The sequence below is a fragment of the Pseudoalteromonas sp. XMcav11-Q genome, assembly GCF_040104525.1.
Classification (GTDB): domain Bacteria; phylum Pseudomonadota; class Gammaproteobacteria; order Enterobacterales; family Alteromonadaceae; genus Pseudoalteromonas.
Genome location: NZ_JBECOX010000001.1, coordinates 392,241 through 415,119, shown reverse-complemented (window position 1 = coordinate 415,119; position 22,879 = coordinate 392,241). Strand labels below are relative to the sequence as shown.

Below are 22,879 nucleotides of genomic sequence, written 5' to 3'. Positions count from 1 at the left end.
AATAACTAGTGTATTTTAAAAAAAGTGATAACTAAAGGCTTTTTAAAAATAAAATAACATTATGATTTTATTGTGTTTTTAATTTTGTTAAAGTTGGCAAGCTATTTGATACATAGAAGTAAGCAATTTAGCTATTAACCAAAGAGGTAACCACTATGGGAATTTTTTCTCGTTTTGCAGACATAGTGAATTCTAATATCAATGCTATTTTGGATAAAGCCGAAGATCCAGAAAAAATGGTTCGCCTAATTATCCAAGAAATGGAAGATACACTAGTCGAAGTAAGATCGACCTCAGCAAAAACACTCGCTGAGAAAAAGGAGTTAACACGCCGTCTAGATCAGCTAAAAGCACAGGTAGATGATTGGCAAACCAAAGCAGAGCTTGCACTAAGTAAGGAACGTGAAGATTTAGCACGTGCTGCTTTACTTGAAAAGCAAAAGTCTGCGGAAGATGTTGCAGCCCTTGAAAAAGAGCTAGAGCATGTAGACACGCACATTGAAAAGCTGCAGCAAGAAGTCAGTACATTACAAGATAAACTGGCCGACGCAAAAGCGCGCCAAAAAGCGATTGTACTACGTCAGCGCTCAGCAGAATCTCGTTTAGAGGTGAAAAAGGCACTCGACAGCAGTAAAGTAGATGATGCCCTAAATCGCTTTGAGCGTTATGAGAGCAAAATCGATGGCCTAGAGTCGCAAATCGAATCTTACGATTTAGGTAAGAAATCTTTAGCGGATGAGATTGCTGATCTGCAAAAGAACGAAAAGATTGACGATGAGCTTGAACAGCTGAAAAAGAAAATGGCTGAAAAGTGAAAATAGTCGCACCTACTGTCAGGGTAGGTGCTAACCAACTACAATAATAACAGCCAGGTTGAAGGCAGGAGAAGATTATGTTTGACGCAGAAGTTTTAATGGCTCCGTTGATTATTTTTATGGTCATCGTGGCACCACTTTGGTTGATTTTGCACTACCGTAGCAAAAAGCAGGTAAGCCAAGGGTTAAGTGAACACGAGCATCGTCAGCTTATCGAATTAGCCAGCAAGGCAGAAAAAATGGCAGATCGTGTTGAAACGTTAGAAGCTTTACTTGACCAAGAGTCACCACAATGGAGACGCAAGTTATGAGTAGAGTAAAGCGAGAGCTATATCGTGACCCAAGTCGCGGCAAGATAGCTGGGGTATGCGCAGGTCTTAGCGATTACTTCAACATGGAGTTATGGCTTGTTAGGATCTTATTCATCACAGCCGTGCTATTATCAGGTGGTCCATTATTTATCGTCGTGTATGTGGCATGCTGGTTTATTTTAGATAAACGTGAAGTGACGCCAAACCGTTCACCTGATGCAAAAGATGAAGATAAAGTATCGGTGAAGTTTAAGGTGTGGCAAAAAGGCGAGCCGCCAAGACAGGCACTTTACGACCTAAAAGACAGATTATCACGACTTGATGGTCGCATTCAGAACATGGAACGCTACGTAACTTCCCCTGAATTTACGGTTAGCAGAGAAATTGACAAGCTATAAGGCGGTATTGGCCGCCTTGGCATTTTCTTGAGGGGCACTTTTCTACTTATGACTACGTCACGTTTTCGAACCCCATCTTCCCTAGATAAGTTAAAACAACAAGCCAAAAAAACGCTCCACCGCTCTTTTGATAAGCATATAAAGCTTGCCGTAACCGGGTTTAGTGGCAGCGGGAAAACCGCATTTATCACGGCTCTTATCAAGCACCTGACTACCCAAACGCGCACCGACAACTTACCGTTTTTAGATGTCGTGAGTGAAGGTCGTCTTGTTGCGTGTCGTCCTGAGCCGCAGAAGGCACTGGCGGTACCAACTTTTGACTATCAGCAAGCGATAACTTGTTTATTGGAAGAGCCGCCAACATGGCCTGCGTCAACCAAACGTATCAACACCTTAACACTGGCGTTTAGGTATCATAGTGAACGCGGACTCAAACAGCACTTAGCGCAAACCCATACACTATACCTTGAACTATATGATTACCCAGGTGAATGGTTAATGGACTTGCCGCTACTTAAAATGACTTTTCCCGAGTGGTGTGAGCAGCAATTTGCATTATTAAATAAGCCTAAATACCAGCCATTTGCACAAACGTTTTTACAGCTCCTCAAGCAGTTTGATGGGACGGAAGCGGTGGATGAAAGTAAGCTGAAAATGCTTGCACAAAGTTACCATGCGCTTTTAGCGCAGTTGCAGCGGGACACTCGTTTATCTAACTTGCAACCTGGCAGAGCGTTGATCCCAGGTGACCTTGAGGGAGCGCCAATATTGCTGTTTTTCCCGGTACAAGTTCACCCAAACGACATTACCGAGCATTCACAATATCAACAGCTTGTGGAGCGTTTTGAAGCCTACAAAAAGCAAGTCGTCGCACCTTTTTACAAAGATTACTTTTGTCAGTTTGACCGCCAAGTCGTGTTAGTTGATCTATTGGGTAGCCTAAGTGATGGCTATGACACACTGAAAGAGCAAGAAGTTGCGTTAAAGCAGATCCTCGCCATGTTTTCTCATGGTAAAAGTGGCTTTTTGTCTCGTTTATTTAACCCAAAAATAGATAAGGTGCTATTTGCCGCCAACAAATGTGATGGTGTCTTGAACGAGCAGCAGACCAATTTGACAAGGTTGTTAAATGAAATGCTGGTGGACAGCGCCAATGAGCTGCGCTTCAATGGGGTAACCGTGGACACGATGTCTCTTTCTTCGGTGAGAAGTGTTGAGGCGAGAGCGGTGAAAGAGGGGACGCAACATGTGCAATGTATCTACGGCAAGCCAGTCGGCGAGCAGCAGTTTATTAATTATGTGCCACCAACCCCGCCTGATCACGTTCCAAAAGCGCAGGCTTGGCCTCAAAATGGGTTTGAGTTTTTAGCGTTTGAGCCGCTACCTGCGAGGCAAGGAAACTTATCGCATATCAGGCTTGATCATGCTTTGCAGTTCTTAATTGGAGATAAATTAAGATGACAGATCAGACAAAATCTTACCAAGGCTCGGGTAGGCGCTTAAACATCGATACTGAACGCCAAGATGAGTCTCAACATTTGGGTGGTGAAGGCAAAGTTCTCGGCAACGAGCTGGTTGTGAGTGAAAGCCTTGATGCTGTGCCTGAACCCGAGTTACCGAAAATTGAACGTATTTACGAATCGCCTTGGCGATTTGGGTTTAAGCAGTGCTTTTTGCTTGCGCTATTAATACTTATCATTGTGGAAGCAGCACTGACCTTGATAGAGAGCTATGAGCAAAATATTCTGCTGTTTAGTCTATACACCACCGTGTTGTCTCTTGGTTTACTTGCGCTATTTAAGTTCTTATTTTCGGAAGTCATCGCACTTAGCAAGCTAAAACAACATCAGCAAATTAAGCATGATGCCCTGCGCTTATTACAGAGTGACCAAATTGGCGAGGCGCGAGCTTGGCTTGGGCCACTATTAAAAGCGCATCCAGAGCAAAAGGTTGCCGCATTTGAAGAGGCGTTACAGCCTCACCACACAGACAAAGAAGTCATCACTTTATATGAAAAAACTTTGCTCCGAGGCCAAGATGCTGAAGCTAAAAAGCTAATTCAGGAGCATGCAACAACATCGGCGCTCTTAGTTGCTTTAAGTCCACTTGCACTTGTGGATATGCTGGCGGTGCTTTGGCGCGGAGTCGTGCTGGTGGAAAAGATCAGCAAACATTATGGTATTCGATTAGCGTATCGTAGCCGCATCACCTTGTATAAAATGTTGTTGAAGCAAATGGTATTTGTTGGCGCAAGTGAACTGGTAAGCGACCTTGCTGCGACCAGTGTGGGGGCTGAATTACTTGGCAAGCTTTCTACCCGTTCGGCACAGGGCCTAAGTGCTGGGATATTCACAGCCCGCTTGGGCTATAAGGCGATGGAACTTTGTCGACCATTGCCACGCTTGGAGCACAAACAAAGTCTTTTAAAAAATGCGATTAGCTCAGTCGTTGATGTGCTATTAAGGCGTAGCAAAAAAGATTAAGCGGCAACAATTTTATACACCTCTTTAAGTAAAATTGGCTAGTCACAATAAGTGAACTAGCCGTCTCCCCATCTGGCATGCTTGTCTATTATTCTAAACTGCCCTACATATTGGTTATTACACAAAAACGACGCTAATCAATTCACTACCATGTTTATTTGGTTGGCAATAATAAAATCAGCAGGCAAGTATGAAAAAATTAAGAGATGACAGTCAGTGTATTCACGGACCCAATCATTTTGACGACCCACATGGGGCGTTAACAGCTCCTTTGTATCAAACCTCAACATTCCACTTTAAAGACGCAGCGCAAGGAGCCGCACGGTTTGCCGGTGAAGAGCCCGGCTATATCTATACTCGCTTAGGCAACCCTACGACGCGAGAGCTAGAAGAAAAAGTAGCTCGACTCGAGGGAATGGAAGATGCTGCGGCGACCGCCACTGGTATGGGGGCTGTGTCTGCATCGGTGCTGAGCTTTTTGCAGCAAGGCGACCATATGATTGCATCAAGCGCATTATATGGCTGTAGCTTCGCACTATTTGCGCATATGTTGCCTAAATTCGGTATTGAGGTGTCATTTGTAGACTTAACCGATGAGCACGCGTTACGTGATGCGGTACAGGAAAATACAAAACTATTGTTTGCCGAAACGCCGATCAACCCCAACATGACGGTATTAGATCTGAAAATGTTAGGAGAGATCGCTAAACAGTACGAGCTCTTGTTTGTCGTTGACAATACCTTTATGACACCGCTTTTACAAAAGCCTGTGAATTATGGTGCTGATCTTATTGTGCACAGCGCAACCAAGTATCTAAATGGTCATGGGGATGTGGTAGCAGGGCTCGTGTGCGGTTCAAAAGAGCACATAGAACTTATCAAATTAACCGTGTTAAAAGACATTGGCGCTACAATCAGTCCGCATGATGCTTGGTTAATCAATCGAGGGTTGAAAACCTTAGCTTTGCGTGTACAACGCCACTGTCAAAGCGCACAAACGGTAGCAGAGTTCCTAGAAGCGCACCCTAAAGTGAATAAAGTCTACTACCCTGGTTTACCTTCGCATCCTGGTTACCAATTTCTTGGTGAACAAATGAAAGGGGCTGGTGGGGTAATTGCTTTTGAAATCAACGGCTCACTAGAGCAGGGTGAACAATTTATCAATGCGACTGAGCTGTGTACGTTAGCGGTAAGTCTAGGTGATCCGGAAACGCTCATTCAACATCCGGCATCAATGACACACTCTCCTTATACACAAGAGGAAAGGTTAGCTGCGGGAATTTCTGATGGACTAATTCGGATTTCAGTGGGGCTTGAAGACGTAGAAGACATTATTGACGATCTTAAGCAGGCGTTTGATAAAATATAGCTGTAAGTTAATTTTTACAAAGGGGCTGGGTTTAGCCCCTTTTTATTATGTGTGTAATTTTAATTTTACAGGTGTGTATTTTATAGTTTACGAAAATGCTTGTTGTGCGAAATGTGATAAACGTGCGCACTATTAAACTTTCCTTCACTTTTACTTAGTATCAAAGTCACAAGTTGAAGCGCTCCGAACCATCAACAGGACGGCAATTGAAATTGCAAGATCATAAACTCGGGGTGAAGTAAGTGAGAATGTAAAATGGCTAAAGCAAGTAAATATGTATCTAAGCAGCCAGATGAAAATGGCGTTATTGCTTGGACAGATGAAGAGAACCAAATTTGGTCAGAGTTAGTTGCACGTCAGCTAGCGTGTATCGAAGGCAAAGCCTGTGATGAATATTTGGCGGGCCTTGAGAAAATTAACTTACCAAAAGACCGCATTCCACAACTAAGTGAATTAAACGAAGCACTAGCGAAAGAAACGGGTTGGCAGGTAGCACCAGTGCCGGCACTGATTGATTTTGATGAGTTCTTTCGATTACTTGCCAACAAACAGTTTCCTGTAGCGACCTTTATTCGCTCCAGAGAAGAATTTGATTACTTGCAAGAACCAGATATCTTCCATGAGATTTTTGGCCACTGTGCAATGCTAACAAACCCAGCATTCGCTGAGTTTACACACAAGTATGGTCAGCTAGGCTATGCCGCTGAGAAGAAAGATCGCGTATACCTTGCACGCTTATACTGGTTTACCGTCGAGTTCGGTTTAATGCAAACTGAGCAAGGTCTACGTATCTATGGTGGCGGTGTGCTGTCAAGCCCAGGTGAGACTCAATATGTTTACTCTGACAAACCAGAAATTAATCCGCTTAAAGTGTTAGATGTGTTACGTACACCTTATCGCATCGACATTATGCAACCTGTTTACTATACAATTAACTCAATCAACGACTTATTTGAGATCTCTAAAATGGATATCATGTCGCAGGTTGAACAAGCAAAAGAGCTAGGGTTATTTGAACCTAAGTTTCCGCCAAAAGAAAAACTAGCAAGTTAAGGAATTATCAATGTCTGATTTAAGTGCACAAAAATGTGAAGCGTGTCGTGCGGATGCGCCTAAAGTATCAGATGAAGAACTAGCGGTTCTGATCAAACAGATCCCTGATTGGGTACCTGAGGTACGCGATGGTATTATGCAGCTTGAGCGTGTTTACAAGTTTAAAAACTTTAAACAAGCAATTGCGTTCACAAACAAGGTGGGCGATATGGCTGAAGAAGAAGGCCATCACCCAGGTTTACTTACCGAATGGGGTAAAGTGACGGTAACGTGGTGGAGCCACTCTATCAAAGGTCTTCATAAAAACGATTTTATTTGTGCCGCTAAAACTGACGAAGTATTCGCAGCACAGTAGGTCGACATTTATGTCGACAAATATCGACAACCCCATGTCATATTTCGACCTACAAAATAAAAACGGCGCTAAACAAGCGCCGTTTTTATTCATCATTTAGGATAAAAGCCAAGAAAACGTTCGTCTTTTCATTTTCCAAGCAAATACAACTAGCGTTAGCAGACATAGATTAATCTATTTTTATCCCACCCTCAGGCTACGTAAACGTAGGGCTAATTATGCCATTAGTCCACAAGATAGCGGTTGCAGCAAGAATGATGACTAACAGCACTAGGCCACAAGTCACAACCGAGCTGGCATAAATAAAACCGCGCTCTTCAGGAATATGCATAAGAATAGGCACGCCCGTATAAAGCAGATAAACGGAGTACGCCAGTGCAACCATCCCAACCGATACGACAAACCAAAGCTCAGGATAAAATGCCGCAAATGCCGACATAAACATTGGCGTTGCCGTGTAAGCCGATAACTCTAGAGTTTGTGTATAGGTCGGTGTTGAGCCAAAAGTGATGGCCATCCAGTGGGCGAGATACGCCAGAATAAAGACGCCTGCAATTAATGCGCAGTACATTGCAACACCAATTAATATTGCCGACTCATGAGTTAAATAGACAGCATCCCCAGTACCAACACTCCAGCCTAAGTAGACCGAAGAATAATACCCCATAATGCTTGGGATCAGCGCAACAAGTGCGATATGTGACAAACTGTAAAACATACTTTCGTGACGGTTATCGATTGTTTGCCACTCTTCGTGCGGGTGAGCATATAAGCCCCATAGATGATTAAAGATCATAGTTAGCCCCTCAAATATAGGTTTGTACTATTTTTGTACAATTCAATTAAGTTATGAGAGATGAGTTAATTTTTGTCAAGAAAATGTAGTTGAATAGCAATATTACTATTTTCAGAATGATCTAAAACTTCTTGGGGAATAGCCTTGTGGTGCACCTTGCAGCGAGAAGTTATGATAAAATGGCGCAAACACATTAGTCTTTTGTTGTTATGTTAGAAAAGTACACAGATTTACTTGCGCCTATTAACCAATTTTTAGGCTGTGAAACCCCGCAAGCTTGGATTGAAAAAGCAAAACAAAGCGAGCACTTACCATTGTTGCTTATCGATCATATGCATTGTGAGTTAAAAGCGGCACAAAGTGCGGCCTTCTTAATTCGCAAATATGCAATAGATGATGCGTCTGCAAAAACATTGTTAAGTTGGTTGCAACCCTACGAAGATTTTATTTATCGCAGTGTTGGTGATGGCGAGTTTTCAGGCAGTAAAAATGAATTGATTGGTGAGTTAACTGCACGACCTGAATATGCTTACAATCAAGATATCTTGAGTAAGATGGTGAGGCTTATCAAAGAAGAGCTACATCACTTTGAACAGGTGCTAGAAATCATAAGGGCACGTGATATTCCTGTTGAGTACGTACAAGCATCTCGCTATGCGTCTGGAATGATCAAACATATTCGCACCTATGAACCCGCAGCTCTGGTTGATAAACTGATCATTGGTGCCTACATTGAGGCTCGTTCATGTGAGCGTTTCGCTAAACTTGCGCCACACTTAGATCAAGAAATTGCTAAGTTTTATGTGTCGCTATTGCGCTCTGAAGCTAGACATTACCAAGACTATATTGATTTGGCGCATCAAGTAGCCAACGCAACCGATCCTAAGCGCTGTGACGTAGCTGGGCGCATTAAACTATTTCAACAAGTAGAAAACGAGCTTATCAGCTCGCCGGACCCCGATTTCAAGTTTCACTCAGGTGCGCCTATTTAAGCACTAAATTTATTCAAAAGGATGGCAAAGGAGCTGCTGTTTACCACTTTCGTCAACGACGATATATGAACTTTGTGAATACCAATCGCCAAGCACAGTGCGTACCTTACCACCTTGGTAGGTGTGCACTTTTGGTCTGTGGGTGTGGCCGTGGATCATATTGTCTACGCCATGTTTTGCGAACATTTCAGCCACTGCTTCTTCGGTGACATCTAGAATCTCGAGGGGCTTGCCTTTTTGGTTTTCAATACTCTTACGTCTTGCATTTGCAGCGACTCTGCGACGATACCAAAGTGGCATAGCAAGCATCAGCCTTGGCCACCACCAGCCGCGGCTCTTCCTGCGAAACTTTTGATAGGCTTCGTCTTGTGTACACATCTCGTCGCCGTGCAAAATCACCGTTGGTGTGCCGTATAGATCTATCACCGCTTGTTCAGGTAGCAAAGTCATTTGGCATTCGTCAGCAAAGGCTTGTTTGATTAAAAAATCACGGTTACCGTGAATAAAAAATACTTGAATGCCGAGGTGACTCAAGCTTCGCAGTTTTTGTGCAATACTCAGGGCGTAGGGGTCTTTTTCATCGTCTCCAATCCACACTTCAAAAAAATCACCCAGAATATATAAAGCGTCGACATCGGCGGTCATATGATGGTCGAGAAAAGCGAAAAATGCGTCGGTGATATCAGTGCGGTGCTCGGTTAAATGCAAGTCGGCGATAAAATAGGTTTTACCCATGGGACCTCAAAACTAATAAGGCCAGCATAAATACTGGCCTTGAATAAAAAGTAGGATATTACTCAGCAACGTATGCTTTTTCGATGATCACATCTTCAAGCGGTACGTCTTGGTGGAAACCAGAAGAACCAGTAGCAACACCTTTAATCTTATTTACTACGTCCATGCCTTCAACAACTTCACCGAATACACAGTAACCCCAACCTTGCGATGTTTCGCTAGAGAAGTTAAGGAAGTCATTGTCGTTAACATTGATAAAAAATTGTGCAGTTGCAGAGTGTGGATCTGGCGTACGTGCCATTGCTAGGGTACCCACTTTGTTTGCAACACCGTTGTTAGCTTCGTTTTTGATCGGTGCTTCAACTGGTTTTTGTTCCATACCCGATGCGAATCCGCCACCTTGAACCATAAAACCGTCGATTACACGGTGGAAAATAGTACCGTTATAAAACTCGCTATTTACGTAGTTTAGGAAGTTAGCTACCGTTTCAGGCGCTTTGTCAGCGAAAAGATTAATACGGATTTCGCCGTGATTTGTTTCTAAAACAACCATGTTAGTGTCCATCGTGTTGAATGATAAAACCCTATTTTATATCAACTGGGCTTTTGTGAAAAAGCATTCCTTAAAAATCAGCGTAAAAAATCAAAAAACTGCCGTAATTTGTTATTAAAATCTAGAGGCGCTGCTATGCAGGTGGTATGATTAAAAGCACTTTTGTTAAAAAATGAACCGTACTTAGGAAGAAAACTACATGTTGCAGATTTTCAACACACTCACTCGCCAAAAAGCCCCTTTTAAACCGCTCAAAGAAGGCAAGGTTGATATGTACGTGTGTGGTATCACTATCTATGATTTCTGTCATGTAGGACACGCACGCACTTACGTTTCATTTGACGTAATGAACCGTTATTTACGTTATTTAGGTTATGACGTCACGTATGTGCGTAATATTACTGACGTGGATGACAAAATCATTAAACGCGCCGCGGAAAACAAAGAGTCGATTAATGACCTAACCGTTCGCATGACCAAAGCCATGCATGAAGACTTTACTGCGTTGAATATGCTGCCTGCGGATATTGAGCCGACGGTAACAGGGCATATGGACGAAATCATCGAGATGATCGCGCGCTTGATTGAAAAAGGCCATGCTTACGTTGCGAAGGACGGGGATGTATTGTTTGATGTTTCAACGTTTGAGCAATATGGTCAGTTATCTCAGCAAGATTTAGAAATGCTACAAGCGGGTGCACGCGTTGAAGTAGCGCAAGACAAAGATGATCCACTTGACTTTGTATTGTGGAAAAAAGCCAAAGCGGGTGAGCCTGCGTGGCAATCTCCGTGGGGCGAAGGTCGTCCGGGTTGGCACATTGAATGTAGCGCAATGAGTTCAAAGCATTTGGGTGAATTTTTTGATATTCACGGTGGGGGTTCAGATTTGCAATTCCCGCACCATGAAAACGAGATTGCCCAATCTTGCTGCGCAAATAATGGCCGTTATGTGAACACCTGGATCCACACCGGCATGGTACAAGTTAACAAAGAGAAAATGTCTAAGTCTCTTGGCAATTTCTTTACCGTACGTGAAGTGCTAAAAGCTTTTGATAGAGAAACAGTACGCTATTTCTTAATCAATGGTCATTATCGTAGCCAGCTAAACTATTCACAAGAAAACCTTGAACAAGCACGTTCGTCGCTTGAGCGTATTTACACTGCGCTACGTGGCGTTGAGCTGGTGGAAGTCGAGCTTAAAGGTAATGTTTACGCTGAACGTTTTGAGACAGCAATGAACGACGACTTTAACACGCCAGAAGCACTGCCAGTGATTTTTGAATTATCAAAAGAAGTGAATCGCTTAAAAGAGAGTGACGCAAAAGCTGCAGGTGAGCATGCATTTATTCTTGTGAAACTCGCGGAAGTCTTAGGTATTGCGCAGCAAGACCCTGAATCTTTCTTACAAGGTGAACAAGACGACGACGAAGTAGCGCAAATCGAAGCATTGATTGAAAAGCGCCGCAGCGCTCGTGAAAATAAAGATTGGGCTGCAGCGGATGAAGCGCGTGATGCGCTAACTGCCTTAGGCGTTGTGTTAGAAGATAGCGCGGGCAAAACAACTTGGCGTAAAGCTTAACCTTCTTGGTACCAACACGATACGCAAATAAAAATGCCTTCACATCAATCGGTGTGAAGGCATTTTTATTTATAACACTACTATTATTTTTAAGGCGTTAATGTCGCCTTAAACTCAGGTGCTTTGCGTGCATTAGTCAACTGTTCGAAAGCATAGGCAAGCTTGATTAATTTCGCTTCGCTATAAGCCTCAGCGAAGAAAGAAATACCCAGCGGTAGCTCGTGATGAAAACCCATCGGTACTGTAATGCTTGGATATCCTGCAATCGCCGCGGGAGATGACGACGAGGCTGAGAAGTTATCACCGTTAATGATATCGATACTCCAAGCTGGGGTATTCGTTGGTGCGATAAATGCGTCAAGGCGATGTTCTTGTATTATTTTATCAATGCCTTGTTGGCGGGCAAATTTTTTAACCAAAGCTTGGGCTTCTTGATATCGGTGTTCTGTGATATCGCCTTTCTTTGCTGCTTCCTCTATCAAATATTGATCAAAGTACTTAATGGTGGAGGGATGTTGCTGGTTGAATTGGATGAGCTGGTTTAGGTTTTTTACTTTTACCTGCTCTGGTGTCTTGGCAAGGTAAGCATTGAGATCATGTTTAAAGTCATAGAGCAAAATATCCAATTCGGCGGAGCCTAAAGCTTCCAGCTCAGGTAAGTCTAACCCTTCAATTATTTCTGCGCCATTTGCTTTCATGGTTGCAACGGCTTTTGCAAATACCGCTTGAACTGCTGGTGGAAACTGACCTACATGACTGGTGATAGCAATTCGTTTGCCTTTGAAACTGGCTGCATTTAAGCCTTGGGTAAAATCAATCGGCTGTTTTGCATCGGTAACGATAGCATTGAGCAATAAGGCGGCGCCCATCACCGAGTTTGCCATAGGGCCAGCGCTATCTTGGCTATGACTAATAGGAACAATGCCTTCACCAGAAACCAAACCGACAGTCGGTTTAATACCTACAACGCCATTATGTGCTGAAGGACAAACAATAGAACCGTCAGTTTCCGTACCAATGGCGAGCAGTGCAAGACCTGCGGAGACGGCAACAGCAGAGCCGGAACTTGAGCCACATGGTGTTCTGTCTAACACATACGGGTTTTTGGTTTGACCACCGAGCGTGCTGTAGCCGCTCGAGCTGAAACTTGATTTAAAGTTTGCCCATTCACTTAAATTGGCTTTGCCAAGGATGATAGCGCCGGCTTGTTCTAACTGGATGATAAGCGGTGCAGCTTGGGTTTTGACGTTGTGTTGCAGGGCGAGCGCGCCTGCGGTTGTTGCCATTGGCGCCCTGGTGTCGATATTATCTTTAACAATAACTGGCAGGCCATGAAGTGGCCCTCGATATTTTCCCGCGAGTATTTCGGCATCAAGCTTTTTAGCGTCTTGTAAAGCGTTGGGATTGAGCGTGATCACGGCATTGAGCATAGGGCCACTGTCGTCAAGTTGTGAAATCCTTTTTAAATAAAACTCAGTGAGTTGCGTTGCTGATAAAGTTCGATTTTGTATTTTGGTTTGTGCTTCGAGCGTGGTAAGGTCCGCAAGCGATTGACTATGAGCCGGCAACGCAAGCGCGAGACAAGTGGTTAAAGCGAGTAGGGACTTTTTCATGACGTATTTTACCAATCCGCAGTAGTATTTTTGTTATTTGTTTGTCCTTTATTTAGTCACGAGCCCTGTAAAAGGTCAAGCGAGTAGCTTGAACAAAGCATGATTTAGGCGTCTTTAAAACTTGTATTTTTGCTGCTCGCCACACACACTTAACTTCACGAGATAACAAAAAATATAACCATGATAAAAGCACCAATAGATATAGACGTAGATATTCCGTGGCTTGACCAGAAGCTATTTTCATTAGGTAAATTTTCATTAGAGGTGGGAGAGGCACTCTCATTTATCGCGGTGATCGTTGCAACTTTGGTGATCTCCAAGATCCTGCGACTAGCATTTAATCGTCTCGCGTCAAGACAAGGGGTGATCCAGCATACCTCAGCCTATGTGATAGGCAGGATCATTCACTACATCGTGTTATTTATTGGTCTTATTATTGCGCTGACGGCGTTAGGAATAGAGATCACTGAATTAGCGCTTGTTGCCAGTGCGCTCGGCGTTGGGATTGGCTTAGGCCTACAAGGTCTGGTGAATAACTTTGTCTCAGGTCTGGTGTTACTGCTAGAGAAAACAGTCAAAGTCGGGGACTTTGTGGAGCTGACCAACGGGGTGGTGGGGGAAGTGATAGCCATTCACATGCGCTCAACTTGGATCCGTACAAATGACAACGTCGACCTGCTTATTCCTAACTCGGAAATGGTGTCAAATACAATTACCAATTGGACAATGTCAGATAAATATCGTCGTTTCCGTATTCCTTTTTCGGTGGCCTACGGCAGCGATAAAGAGAAGGTGAAGCGTGCCGCATTGGAAGCGGCCAAAAATGTCCAATATACCTTGAATACGCCGGGGCGAGAAGCAACGGTATGGATGACAGGGTTTGGTGATAGTAGCTTGAATTTCACGCTAGGAGTTTGGGTGCAACCTGAGCAGGTAAAGCGGCCAACGGCGCTGGTTTCTGATTACCTCTGGGCTATCGATGATGCCTTTCGCAAATATCAAATCGAGATCCCGTTTCCACAGCGCGATCTTCATTTACGCAGTGGCTTTTCTATGGAAAAGCCTGATGAAAGCTGAGTGTAGAATAACGGCTAGGGTGCTAGCCGTTCGTGAGTTTACTCACTGAATGATTTTAACCACTCGTTGCGGGAATGGAATTTCGATTTCCGCATTTTTAATCGCGGCAAACACCGCTTTATTCACTTCTAATTTAGTTTCGATAAGTGAAGTCGTAGGCACCCAGTAGCGGTAACTCAATATCACTGCACTGTCGGCAAATTCCTCAATCCCCACCTGCGGCTTAGGGTCTTGACTGACCTTAGTATTATCAGCGAGTACCTGATTGATAAGCGTTAATGCACCTTGATAATCAGCATCATAAGCTATTCCTATTTCACCTTTAACCAGAGAGTTTGCAAATGAGTTATGGAGAATTTCTCCCACCACATGTTTATTCGGGATAGTGATCTCTACTTTGTCTTCGTTGATGAGCGTGGTATGTCCAAGCTCAATCATTTTAACTTGGCCGTTAACCCCTTTGATGCTGATGGTATCGCCAATCACAAATGGGCGGGTAGCAATGATGGCAAGCCCTGCGCCATAGTTTGCCAGCATACCTTGCAGCGCAAGACCAGCACCTAGGGACGCGGCACCGATGGCGGCAACAAACGGTGTGATACTTATGCCAACCTTGCCAAGAGAAATAATCACAAACATGGCAATGATAAGCACTTTGATCACATTGCCAATAAAGTTGGTTAAAGCAGGATCGATATTGTGTTTTAGCATCAAGTTTTCAGTCGCTTTAGACAGCTTTCTTGATAACCACAAACCGAGAAGGAAGATGAATATCGCAGCGAGCAATTGGAAACTGTAAGTCACCAGATACTCTCGAATAATGTTGTAATAGTGTTCTATTTGCTCGATTTCTTGATTGATCACAGTCGTATCCCGAGTTATTAAATTAGAGTAGCCAACCAATGATAAAACAAAGGCACCCAAAGTGCAGTTATCATGGCGGTAATTGTCATCGCCGCTGAAGCAAAAGCGCCAGCCATGGGGTGATGCTCTATCGCTGCGGCTGTGCCTATCGCATGGCAAGCAACACCAAGCGCAGTGCCTTTCGCTTGCATATGGTCAACTTTACACCAGTGCAAGATATGTAGTCCAAACACGCCACCAAATACACCAATTAGTATCACCATAATCGCTGCAATAGCGGGGATCCCTCCGAGATAATCACTAATGAGTAAGGTGATTGGTGTTGTAACCGACAGGGCCGCCATTGAAGCTGAGAGCTGCGGATCGGCTGCAAAAAACTGGCAGATAAGAAAAGCGCTTAACGTAGACAGTGAAACACCCAACCAACTGGTTAAGCACAATGCAAAAAATACCGGTTTAATTTGGTGAAATTGTTTATACAAAGGGTAAGCGAGTGCAACGACAGCTGGCTCTAACAAGTAATGAATTGGTAGCGTTGCTTGTTGATATACCTTGTAGTCGAATTTCGTGAACAGTAGAAATGCCGAAATGGCCAAAATGCAGATCAGCACAGGGTTCAATATCGGTAAGGAGATGCGCTGATATAGTTTGCGAGCACTAAAAAATAATAGCACAGTGAGCGCTGACGCCATAATCATATTAATCACGAAACTTGATGCTCTTAACGATAGGGCTTAACAATACAAGACTTATTGTTGGTACACCAACTAGCAATAACAGTAGCATAAGCCATTGGGATTGAAACAAACTGAGATGCTCTACCAAGCCCACTCCCGCTGGAATAAAAAACAGCGCCATGTATTTTAAGATGGGCTCTGCTGCGGGGGCTAACCATTCTACTTTAATGATTTTTGTGGCAAGGAGTATGACAAGAAACACCATGCCAAGTAGGGCGGCTGGGATCTGTAAAGCACTAAGCTGAATTATCCACTTAGCGCTGAAGAGGCACGCTAAAATGATGGCAAAGCCTAGTGCAAATTGTAATATCAACTTCGCTCTGTGTACCATTAAATGTAAATCCTTAGCGCTGTAATGGCTCTAGTATGTATGATGGCTCATTGTACGCTTTCGTATTGCGATGACCATTATACTTTGGGCAAACAGGCATTCAATCTAGCCTCACCACTTCATGCGAGGCAAAAATGGCTTTTTATTATCATCTGCTACAGAGGCATTCTTCATTGCAATTTTGGTATTTTTAGCGGCGAGCAATTTAATTTGTGACCACGTTTCTAACCACAATAGTTTACGTGCGGGCTGGTTGTAGGCTCGATTATACACTTTCTTAATTGCTGCAATGGCATCTGGCGAGCGTGCGGTAAATTGAGAGAGTAACTCTGAGAGTCTAGCGTCAACATCATCACAGATCTCGGTAATGAGACCGTCCTTTAGTGCTTGCTGGGCGTCTATTCGCTGTGCATGGACTGTCATTAGCAATGCCTTATCCTTGTTCATTGTGGCAGGCAAAAGTAAGCTGCCGCCCATGTCAGGGCAAAGTCCCCATTTGGCTTCCATAATGGCAAACTGCGCACTGCTGTCGGCTAAACGAATATCTGCACCTAATGCAATATGACAGCCTCCGCCTAAACAATTGCCTGTGATCTTGGCGATGACAGGAACAGGCAAAGTTTGCCAGCCGAGTACGACTCTTTGTACTAAGTTAGCATTGCCAGGTAACCACTTTTTAAGTAGCTTGATGATCCTAGAAGGTTTATTCAGCACGCTTTTTACATCTAGGCCAGCACAAAAATGTGCGCCTTCACCTTGGAGAACGACAGCCCTAATTGATTTGCTTTTTCTAATTTTCTTTATTGCATTATCTAAACCAACAAACATTTCAACAGACAGCGCGTTTTGTTTTTCTGGTCGAGATAAGGTCACAAATGCGATGTTGTTCGCTTCGGAAAATAAAATCATGATGAGATGCTCCCTGCGGGTTTTGTGCGATAGTTTTAGAGTAATAACTCAAAAGCGACGTAACATTCAACTTTTACCGATAATTTGTTCGTCATTTAGCGTTATTTTCTGTTTGATTATCGCGACTATGTATTTATGTTTTACCTCATTTTGCTATCATTGCGCCAACTTTAAAACAACAGGCTAGCGTCCATGACAGCGAGACTTTGTAGCATCGAAGAAGCCACTCACCAAGCATATGATATCTTCCTTGAGTTGGCCCCGGATAATCTTGAAGAACACGATATTAATATGTTCAACGAACATCGTGAAGAGCGTGGCTTCATTGAAGAAAGTGAGCCGGACGAGAGTTGGTCGAGCATCACTGCGTATGAACAAGAAGCAGAACCAGAGCATTTCGTACAGGTTTTGGTTGGTATCGAGTTTGATGACTCGGATCAGGTGTACGCAAAAATCTTGATTAGCAGAGATTTAGATGCACCGTTTTGTCATATCATATGGAAGCAATAACCGGAAAGTAGTTGCCAGTGCCGTTTTTTAGAACTTTCGCCTTATTTGCAATTGGCTTGGTTTCGCTACCAAGCTTAGCTACGGATCCATTCGAAGATTTTCACGAATATGGCAAAATGCCCGATGACGAAATTCATCAAAAACACAAGGGCGAAATGCTGTACGGCGACGTTGAATTTGGCTTTATCGTTAACAAAGGTAATACGCAAAACACGTCATTTAAGTTTAAAAGTAACCTTTACCAAGATTTCCCCAAGTGGCGTAATCAATTTAAATTTAATGGCCTTTATCGCCGCGAGCAAAATACAGAAACAGACGTCGAAGATGTCTCAGCGTCGCGCTATTTTGGCTCTGCGCAAGGTAACTACAAGCTAGGAGACGATAACGCTTCGTTCTTTATGTACGGTGACTATGAGCGTGACAGGTTTAACGGCAAGGAATATACCACGACATTTGCGCTCGGTTATGGCAATCGTGTGTACGAGGGACGAAAGAATACTGTAGATATCGACGTTGGTCCCGGTATGTCCATTTCTCGTGTGGATAACGAAATCGAGCTTGAACCGGAAGAAGATAGAACCGAGCAAGGCCAGCTTTTGCGTATGGCATTGCAGTGGGAAAGAAACGTTTCAAAGCGTACCCGCTTTAATCAAGACGTCAGTTTTGAGCAATCGCTGTCAGGTTTAAACTCCCGATTGTTTGCTGAGTCTGCGCTAGTCACACAAGTGATTGGCGGGATTGCGCTGAAGTTTGCGTTTATTTACCGTTATAATTCGCAGCCAGAAAATGAAAAAGAAAAGGTAGACACCGAACTTGGTGCTACATTAGTTTACAGCTTTGATTAAGAAGACTATCGATGTATAAAAATACACAGTTTGCATGGGTTATATGGCTGTTTCTAGCCTTTATCGCCAGTTTTACCATATTGGCAATTTTCCTAGCTGGTAGCAATCTCGCCTTTGTTGGCTTTTTGGTGATCCTCGCGCTTGTTGCGTTTATTTTTTACGGCTTAACCATTCAAGTGAACCAAGAGCAACAAACGTTAAGCTGGTGGTTTGGACCGTCGGTCGCCAAAATGACCTTAAAGTTTGACGATATCGATTATGTTCAGCCTGTGACTAATTCTCTACGTCATGGCATTGGCATGCGGATCAGTACAGACGGTTGGGTATACACAGTTGCTGGATTCAAGGCACTCGAAGTGGTGATGAAGGACGGCACTAAATATCGCTTAGGAACTAATGACCAAGCTAACTTGGTTACGGCAATGGAAAGTAAACTTAAACAAGAAAAAAGCGCTGAATGATCAGCGCTTTCTATTAGTAACTCGACTAATCTTAGTGGTCGTGACCACAACCGCCTTCGCCATGAACGTGGCCGTGGGCAACTTCTTCTGCTGTTGCTTCACGTACTTCAAGCACTTCAACGTCAAAATTCAGTGTGATCCCAGAAAGTGGGTGGTTCGCGTCAACAATGACTTCTTCGTCTTCGATACCAATGATCACAACGATTTGGTCGCCTTCATCAGTGGTAGCTCTAAATTGCATACCCACTTCGATTTCCATGTCTTCAAACATTGATTTAGGAACAGCTTGAGTCAGTTCGTCAAAGCGCTCACCATAACCTTCTTGTGGCTCTATGGTCACACTGAAAGTGTCACCAGCTTGTTTGCCTTGTAGGGCATCATCAAGACCTGGGATCAGATAGCCTGAGCCAAGCATCGCTATCACAGGCTCATCATCAAATGTGCTATCAATCGTGTTGTTGTCTTTGTCTTGAACTGAGTAGTGGATTGTCACTACCGAGTTAGGGCCAATAATCATATAAGATCCCGTTAGTTGTCTTCTAAAGAATAAGGTAGAGGTTGAATAGTAAGACTCACCTCTGGTGAATTTTTTGCTCTTAGCACCGCGTCTTGTGGTGTGTCATTTGGCATCACAGCTAGCGCATAATAACGGCCGCTGTTAGCATCAAAGGTTTGTTGAATAACCTTGCCACCACGACGCCAGTTGTCTTCAATCTGCAGTTCAATGTCTGCCTCTTCGATGCGCTCTGCAGCATTGCCTGTCACTATGTACATGGCACGTTTGTTTTTACCAAGATAGCGCATACGAGCTACGGTTTCTTGACCAGTATAGCAACCTTTCTTAAAGCTGATCCCGTTAAGGGCTTGAAGGTTAACCATTTGTGGTACAAATTCGTCCACGTGATCTGCATCAAGGCTTGGCTCACCTGCTAAAATGCTGGCCGCAATAAACGGTGCTGGATTGCTTTGTTGTTCCACGTCCGCGGGTAAACTTGCGCCTTCGAACGCGATGAAAACAAAGCGCTCGTCTGCGAGTTTTAGCAGCTTGCCGTTGGCAACATCAACAGCGCTTGCGTCAGACGAAAGCTCAACGTCAAAGGCAGTAGCAAGCGCTTTACTGTCCTGAGTCATTAAGCCAAAGACTTCGCAGTCAGCAAAATCAATGTCAACTTTGGCAAAAACGCCGTACTTTTTTAGCTCACGAAGTGATGCTTCAGCTTCGGCTACACCTGCAAGCATTAAGTAGTCGTCTTGATAGCGAGTTAAGCGCGACACAGACCAAAGTTTGCCTTTAGGGCTACAATGCCCAGACCACATAAAATTATCTTCTTTGATAAGGTTAATGTCTTGAGTAACCTGACCGTGCAAATAGCTAAGTTTATCTTGTCCTGAAATGCGAATAACCTTGAACGGAAGCGCATAAGCACGAGCAATTGACATAATGTTGATCCCTATTAAAGTGTTTTCGTCATGTTACCGTAAAATCATAAGTGGAGATAGGGACGGACGATTTCAATGTGCCATTTCTATAAGTTTTATGGCATATGTCCTGCACAGTGGGTATAATTTTCTCAATAGTTTATGAGGGGTTAATCAGTTTATGGTTGAGTTACTGCCTAAAGCTCGAGTTAAATGGGCTTGCCGTCGTGGCATGTTAGAGCTGGACGTTATTTTAGAGCCGTTTGTTGAGCAGGCTTATGACGCGCTATCCGACGAAGGTAAGTACGTGTTTCAGCGTCTAGTTACCTGTGAGGATCCAGATTTATTCGCTTGGTTTATGGGTCATGAAGAATGTCCAGATCCAGAGCTAAACCGCATGGTTAAGTTAATCCTTGATCGGATCCGCGTATAGAATCGACTTTCAACACAATCTTCAGAACCACACCTTCTTTGTGGTTCTTTTTTCTTGCCTCGCTTTTATCCTTTTTCTGCTGTTTCCTGCGCTGTGGTGGTTAGTCGCAATCGTATTCGCCGTGACGGGTTATTGCAGTTGGCAAACTGTTTTATCTCGTACGCCAAAGGCAGGTACTGTACTCATGCTCCCGAAGGAAAACTTCATTGAAATACAGTCGCAAACGATAAATTGCAAAGGGCAGCTTATTGGTGCCACCATATGGTTTGATAGTCAAATAGCGCTAAAAATCATGGATGCGAACCAAGCTAAGCAGCAGATATTTTTGACTCGACAGGCAATACCAGAAGCGGACTGGCGTTTACTTTGTCGCACTGCGCTGCAAGCCAATTAGAAACAGCGACCAGAGCATGGCGATAAAAATCAGCACATGCTCTACATGCAAATATTATTATTTTGTCGGTGACAAAACGGTCGGTGTGGGGTTTTCAGCCATGTCTGGGAAGTCAATGGTGTAGTGCAGTCCGCGGCTTTCTTTACGTTCTAACGCGCTGCGAATAATCAGTTCGGCTACTTGTACTAAGTTACGTAATTCGAGCAGGTTGTTACTCACTCTAAAGTTGGCGTAATAATCGTGGATCTCTTGCTGCAATAACTCAACGCGGCGTAGCGCACGTTCTAACCGTTTAGTTGAGCGAACGATGCCAACATAATCCCACATAAACAATCTAAGTTCGTGCCAGTTGTGGGTGATCACTACTTCTTCGTCCGAGTCGCTTACACGGCTTTCGTCCCAATCTGGTAACTTAGATGGCTCAGGACGATTATCGATTTTAGCTAAAATATCTTTTGCGGCTGCGTGGGCAAACACAATGCATTCTAACAACGAGTTACTCGCCATGCGGTTTGCGCCGTGTAGACCTGTGTAAGCCACTTCGCCGATTGCATATAAATTGTCGATGTCAGTACGACCGTTAAAGTCAGTCATAACACCACCGCAGGTATAATGCGCCGCTGGCACTACGGGGATTGGCTCTTTGGTGATATCTAAACCAACACTTAAGCACTTAGCATAAATCGTAGGGAAGTGCTCAATGATGAACTCTTTGTCTTTATGTGAGATATCCAGATAGACGCAATTTGCACCCAATCGTTTCATCTCATAGTCGATGGCACGGGCGACTACATCGCGAGGGGCGAGTTCTTCGCGCTCATCAAAGTCAGGCATAAAGCGTGTGCCGTCAGGACGTTTAAGCAGCGCGCCTTCACCGCGCATGGCTTCGGTTATTAAAAAGTTTTGTAGCTCAGGGTGGTATAAGCTGGTTGGATGAAATTGGTTAAACTCCATGTTGGCCACACGACAACCCGCACGCCACGCCATTGCGATGCCGTCACCCGAAGAAACATCTGGATTTGAGGTATACAAGTAGACTTTACTTGCGCCACCCGTTGCTAAAGCGACAAACTTAGCCGAGATGCTCTCAACTCTATCCGCTTTGCGATTATAGACGTAAACGCCTTTGATATCGCTTGAGTCACCATATTTATCTTTAATGAGATCGATGGCGTTGTATTGCTCTAGTATATTAATTTTTGGGTGTAACTGTACTTGGCTAATTAATGTGGTTTGAACGGCTTTACCCGTTGCATCAGCTGCGTGCAATATACGACGATGTGAATGTCCACCTTCGCGGGTTAAATGAAAGCGCTCTTTCCCTTTGCTATCCACTTCCATATCAAATGGTACGCCTTGCTCAATCAGCCACTTCAAGCAATTTTTTGCATTTGAGGCGGTATAGTGCACCGCATCGCGGTCACATAAGCCAGCGCCTGCCGCAAGTGTGTCTTCGACATGTGATTCGATACTGTCATTTTTCTTATCGAATACTGCGGCAATGCCACCCTGAGCATAAAGTGTGGAGCCTTCTTTTAACGCCCCTTTGCTTATCACGGTAACTTTACAGTGGTTTGCTAAAGAGAGCGCAAGAGAGAGTCCAGCAGCGCCACTGCCAATAATGACTACATCAGTATTGTGGTGAGTCGTATTTTTCATATTCGAAGATCTTTACTGTTTTTGCGTTTAATTCTGCTATTTATACCACATCTGCTATCATAGAAGGCAGAGAGTTTGTTCCGTTTAATGAGAATCATTTAGAACATTTTGTGTGACTGCTAATGGAATAATGCTAAAAAGCAGCCAAGAAACTAGTACGCAAAGATGGATGAATTCGTTTATTTTAA

General features: G+C 43.8%; 27 protein-coding genes. 16 read left to right on the top strand and 11 right to left on the bottom strand.

Going from position 1 to position 22,879, the window contains the following annotated elements; genetic code table 11:
- Positions 1–155: 155 nt before the first annotated feature.
- The 8 genes from pspA (at position 156) to ABMY45_RS01965 (ending at position 6,784) form a co-directional block, all read left to right on the top strand.
- Positions 156–815, top strand: a complete 660-nt coding sequence (pspA, locus tag ABMY45_RS02000; RefSeq protein ID WP_010371188.1) for a phage shock protein PspA — start codon at positions 156–158, stop codon at positions 813–815.
- Positions 816–892: 77 nt separating this feature from the next.
- Positions 893–1,126: an envelope stress response membrane protein PspB gene (gene pspB, locus ABMY45_RS01995; RefSeq protein WP_010371190.1), complete on the top strand. Its 234-nt coding sequence runs from the start codon at positions 893–895 to the stop codon at positions 1,124–1,126.
- Positions 1,123–1,524 (top strand): envelope stress response membrane protein PspC, encoded by a 402-nt coding sequence (pspC, locus tag ABMY45_RS01990; RefSeq protein ID WP_010606736.1) that lies wholly within the window; start codon positions 1,123–1,125, stop codon positions 1,522–1,524. The genes pspB and pspC overlap by 4 nt, the downstream gene beginning before the upstream one ends.
- A gap of 48 nt (positions 1,525–1,572) precedes the next feature.
- Positions 1,573–2,985 carry a YcjX family protein gene (locus ABMY45_RS01985; RefSeq protein WP_349288332.1) on the top strand — a complete coding sequence of 471 codons (1,413 nt, stop codon included), beginning with the start codon at positions 1,573–1,575 and terminating at the stop codon, positions 2,983–2,985.
- Complete coding sequence (locus ABMY45_RS01980) at positions 2,982–4,007, top strand: TIGR01620 family protein (RefSeq protein WP_211866577.1); 1,026 nt, start codon at positions 2,982–2,984, stop codon at positions 4,005–4,007. The genes ABMY45_RS01985 and ABMY45_RS01980 overlap by 4 nt, the downstream gene beginning before the upstream one ends.
- Before the next feature lie 190 nt (positions 4,008–4,197).
- Positions 4,198–5,376, top strand: a complete 1,179-nt coding sequence (locus ABMY45_RS01975) for an aminotransferase class V-fold PLP-dependent enzyme (protein ID WP_206471052.1) — start codon at positions 4,198–4,200, stop codon at positions 5,374–5,376.
- A 255-nt stretch (positions 5,377–5,631) separates the two neighbouring features.
- The gene (phhA, locus tag ABMY45_RS01970) at positions 5,632–6,429 is read left to right on the top strand and encodes a phenylalanine 4-monooxygenase (RefSeq protein WP_010371198.1); all 798 of its coding nucleotides are present in this window, start codon (positions 5,632–5,634) and stop codon (positions 6,427–6,429) included.
- A 10-nt stretch (positions 6,430–6,439) separates the two neighbouring features.
- Complete coding sequence (locus tag ABMY45_RS01965; protein ID WP_010606741.1) at positions 6,440–6,784, top strand: 4a-hydroxytetrahydrobiopterin dehydratase; 345 nt, start codon at positions 6,440–6,442, stop codon at positions 6,782–6,784.
- Between the two features lie 196 nt (positions 6,785–6,980).
- On the opposite strand, the gene ABMY45_RS01960 is transcribed toward ABMY45_RS01965, so the two are convergent.
- Positions 6,981–7,580 carry a Yip1 family protein gene (locus ABMY45_RS01960; protein WP_010606742.1) on the bottom strand — a complete coding sequence of 200 codons (600 nt, stop codon included), beginning with the start codon at positions 7,578–7,580 and terminating at the stop codon, positions 6,981–6,983.
- 209 nt (positions 7,581–7,789) lie between these two features.
- On the opposite strand from ABMY45_RS01960, the gene miaE reads away from it, so the two are divergent.
- Positions 7,790–8,572 (top strand): tRNA isopentenyl-2-thiomethyl-A-37 hydroxylase MiaE, encoded by a 783-nt coding sequence (miaE, locus tag ABMY45_RS01955; RefSeq protein ID WP_211866573.1) that lies wholly within the window; start codon positions 7,790–7,792, stop codon positions 8,570–8,572.
- A 9-nt stretch (positions 8,573–8,581) separates the two neighbouring features.
- Here the strand turns inward: miaE and ABMY45_RS01950 are convergent, their stop codons facing one another.
- Together ABMY45_RS01950 and ABMY45_RS01945 are read right to left on the bottom strand one after the other, a co-directional pair.
- Positions 8,582–9,307, bottom strand: a complete 726-nt coding sequence (locus tag ABMY45_RS01950) for a UDP-2,3-diacylglucosamine diphosphatase (protein WP_349288331.1) — start codon at positions 9,305–9,307, stop codon at positions 8,582–8,584.
- A gap of 58 nt (positions 9,308–9,365) precedes the next feature.
- On the bottom strand, positions 9,366–9,860 hold the full coding sequence (locus tag ABMY45_RS01945; protein WP_010371206.1) for a peptidylprolyl isomerase: 495 nt from the start codon (positions 9,858–9,860) through the stop codon (positions 9,366–9,368).
- 199 nt (positions 9,861–10,059) lie between these two features.
- Between ABMY45_RS01945 and cysS the strand changes: the two genes are divergently transcribed.
- A complete protein-coding gene (gene cysS / locus ABMY45_RS01940) occupies positions 10,060–11,439 on the top strand; it encodes a cysteine--tRNA ligase (protein WP_349288330.1) in 1,380 nt (459 codons plus the stop codon).
- Between the two features lie 89 nt (positions 11,440–11,528).
- Here the strand turns inward: cysS and ABMY45_RS01935 are convergent, their stop codons facing one another.
- Positions 11,529–13,052, bottom strand: a complete 1,524-nt coding sequence (locus ABMY45_RS01935; protein WP_349288329.1) for an amidase — start codon at positions 13,050–13,052, stop codon at positions 11,529–11,531.
- A gap of 180 nt (positions 13,053–13,232) precedes the next feature.
- On the opposite strand from ABMY45_RS01935, the gene ABMY45_RS01930 reads away from it, so the two are divergent.
- Positions 13,233–14,129, top strand: coding sequence for a mechanosensitive ion channel domain-containing protein (locus ABMY45_RS01930; RefSeq protein WP_349288328.1), 897 nt, complete (start codon positions 13,233–13,235; stop codon positions 14,127–14,129).
- A gap of 42 nt (positions 14,130–14,171) precedes the next feature.
- On the opposite strand, the gene ABMY45_RS01925 is transcribed toward ABMY45_RS01930, so the two are convergent.
- From ABMY45_RS01925 to ABMY45_RS01910, 4 genes are all read right to left on the bottom strand, one after another.
- Positions 14,172–14,993, bottom strand: a complete 822-nt coding sequence (locus ABMY45_RS01925; protein ID WP_349288327.1) for a mechanosensitive ion channel domain-containing protein — start codon at positions 14,991–14,993, stop codon at positions 14,172–14,174.
- A 17-nt stretch (positions 14,994–15,010) separates the two neighbouring features.
- Complete coding sequence (locus ABMY45_RS01920; protein ID WP_211200811.1) at positions 15,011–15,691, bottom strand: LrgB family protein; 681 nt, start codon at positions 15,689–15,691, stop codon at positions 15,011–15,013.
- Position 15,692: 1 nt separating this feature from the next.
- Positions 15,693–16,061: a CidA/LrgA family protein gene (locus tag ABMY45_RS01915; protein ID WP_174170025.1), complete on the bottom strand. Its 369-nt coding sequence runs from the start codon at positions 16,059–16,061 to the stop codon at positions 15,693–15,695.
- Positions 16,062–16,172: 111 nt separating this feature from the next.
- Entirely contained in the window at positions 16,173–16,970 is a 798-nt protein-coding gene (locus tag ABMY45_RS01910) for a crotonase/enoyl-CoA hydratase family protein (protein WP_349288326.1), read from the bottom strand.
- A 192-nt stretch (positions 16,971–17,162) separates the two neighbouring features.
- On the opposite strand from ABMY45_RS01910, the gene ABMY45_RS01905 reads away from it, so the two are divergent.
- The 3 genes from ABMY45_RS01905 to ABMY45_RS01895 are packed head-to-tail and all read left to right on the top strand — an operon-like array spanning position 17,163 to position 18,786.
- Positions 17,163–17,480 (top strand): DUF440 family protein, encoded by a 318-nt coding sequence (locus ABMY45_RS01905; protein WP_102057123.1) that lies wholly within the window; start codon positions 17,163–17,165, stop codon positions 17,478–17,480.
- A 17-nt stretch (positions 17,481–17,497) separates the two neighbouring features.
- Positions 17,498–18,325 (top strand): DUF481 domain-containing protein, encoded by an 828-nt coding sequence (locus ABMY45_RS01900; RefSeq protein ID WP_174170027.1) that lies wholly within the window; start codon positions 17,498–17,500, stop codon positions 18,323–18,325.
- 11 nt (positions 18,326–18,336) lie between these two features.
- Entirely contained in the window at positions 18,337–18,786 is a 450-nt protein-coding gene (locus ABMY45_RS01895; RefSeq protein ID WP_010606754.1) for a hypothetical protein, read from the top strand.
- 31 nt (positions 18,787–18,817) lie between these two features.
- On the opposite strand, the gene ABMY45_RS01890 is transcribed toward ABMY45_RS01895, so the two are convergent.
- Positions 18,818–19,303: a peptidylprolyl isomerase gene (locus tag ABMY45_RS01890; RefSeq protein WP_010371256.1), complete on the bottom strand. Its 486-nt coding sequence runs from the start codon at positions 19,301–19,303 to the stop codon at positions 18,818–18,820.
- Between the two features lie 11 nt (positions 19,304–19,314).
- Entirely contained in the window at positions 19,315–20,226 is a 912-nt protein-coding gene (gene ygfZ / locus ABMY45_RS01885) for a tRNA-modifying protein YgfZ (RefSeq protein ID WP_349288325.1), read from the bottom strand.
- Positions 20,227–20,386: 160 nt separating this feature from the next.
- Here ygfZ and ABMY45_RS01880 point away from each other — a divergent pair, with 160 nt between their 5' ends.
- Both ABMY45_RS01880 and ABMY45_RS01875 read left to right on the top strand, forming a co-directional pair.
- The gene (locus ABMY45_RS01880; protein ID WP_349288324.1) at positions 20,387–20,638 is read left to right on the top strand and encodes a succinate dehydrogenase assembly factor 2; all 252 of its coding nucleotides are present in this window, start codon (positions 20,387–20,389) and stop codon (positions 20,636–20,638) included.
- Positions 20,619–21,032 (top strand): protein YgfX, encoded by a 414-nt coding sequence (locus ABMY45_RS01875; RefSeq protein ID WP_349288323.1) that lies wholly within the window; start codon positions 20,619–20,621, stop codon positions 21,030–21,032. The genes ABMY45_RS01880 and ABMY45_RS01875 overlap by 20 nt, the downstream gene beginning before the upstream one ends.
- A gap of 57 nt (positions 21,033–21,089) precedes the next feature.
- Here the strand turns inward: ABMY45_RS01875 and nadB are convergent, their stop codons facing one another.
- Positions 21,090–22,691: an L-aspartate oxidase gene (gene nadB / locus ABMY45_RS01870; protein WP_349288322.1), complete on the bottom strand. Its 1,602-nt coding sequence runs from the start codon at positions 22,689–22,691 to the stop codon at positions 21,090–21,092.
- Positions 22,692–22,879: the final 188 nt, after the last annotated feature.